The sequence below is a fragment of the Streptomyces sp. NPDC058231 genome, from assembly GCF_042882275.1.
In the GTDB taxonomy this organism is placed as follows: Bacteria; Actinomycetota; Actinomycetes; order Streptomycetales; family Streptomycetaceae; genus Streptomyces.
On the sequence record NZ_JBHVWN010000186.1, the window covers coordinates 1 to 1,156 of the forward strand.

General features: G+C 68.0%; 1 protein-coding gene. It reads right to left on the reverse strand.

Going from position 1 to position 1,156, the window contains the following annotated elements:
* On the reverse strand, positions 1–1,091 hold a 1,091-nt coding region (locus tag ACFVXE_RS39180), incomplete at its 3' end, for an IS1380 family transposase (RefSeq protein ID WP_389678593.1).
* Positions 1,092–1,156: the final 65 nt, after the last annotated feature.

The window sequence follows — 1,156 nt, forward strand, 5'->3', positions numbered from 1 at the left end:
AGGAACTGTGCGGAGCCGCCGCCGGAGTACGGGGTATCGGTAAGGAATACCTGGTGCCGCAGGCCCTCGTCGTGGTCGAACAAGGACAGTTGGGCGCCGGGGTGCGGTCGTTCGCGCCGCACGGTGATGCGGGTGCCGACCGGGTAACCGGCGAGGTCGACCATGCCGGTCAGCTCGGCGACCTCGGCGCCGTCTCGCAGTGTCCCGTTCTGGTCCAAGGCGGGATGCCAGAGAGCTTCGGGCAGTGAGCGGATTGCACGACGGACTGGCTCGGTGACCGCATATCCGACCGAGAACCGCAGGTTCAACCCGTGCTCGCGCAAGGTCCGGATGTGGGTGAGGAAGGCTTTCGCGGATCCGGCGCTGTCGGCGCGGACCAGGATCTGGGTGCCGTACCGGTGAGCGTCGGGGATCTGTGCGAGGGCGTCGTCCAGCACCGCGATGTGATCGGCGGCGGTGTTGGCTCCGGAGTTGCCGGGCCGCAGTCGGCCAGACATGGCCTCGCCGGTGTTCGCGAGGAAACACAGCAGCGGATGAAAGCCGAAGCCGCCTTTGTAAGTGGGCGCGGCCTGTTCCTTTTCCGAGTGGGAGGTGATCAGCGTGGCGTCGAGGTCCAGGACCAGGCCGGGAAGTTCTCGTCCGCCGGCCTGGACGGCGGGTATGCCCTGGCCGGTCTCGGCGGCCTGCATCCAGGCGACTTCCCGGGCTGAGGCGCGGGCCGCTCGCAGCGAAACGAGTACTGCCCCGTCGGTGTCGGCGAGCAACCGCCAGGCGGTGGGCGTGGAGGCGACCGGTCCGAATACCTCGCCCTGGTCCCGCAGCACGGCCAGATCCGCTATCGCCTCACCGCCGTCGGCGAGCATCACCGCGAGATCGGTGGCGGTCCGACCTGGATCGTGCCCGGTGCCACGCGGTCGCAGCGGCCTGAGCGCAGTGGAGTAGGCGGTGGTCAGACCGGTGGCATCGGCAAGATCCGCCAGCAAACGTGCGCCCGCGTGCCCGACCACCCCCGAACCGTCAGTGGAGACGTGGAGCTTGGGACGAGAACCGATACCCTGCACGCAGAAAGTGCCTTCCGCTTGGACCGACAGAACCCCTCGACAAGGTTCATCGTCCCAGCTCAGAAGGCACTTTCGTATTTCCTCCCCGCTTCCGG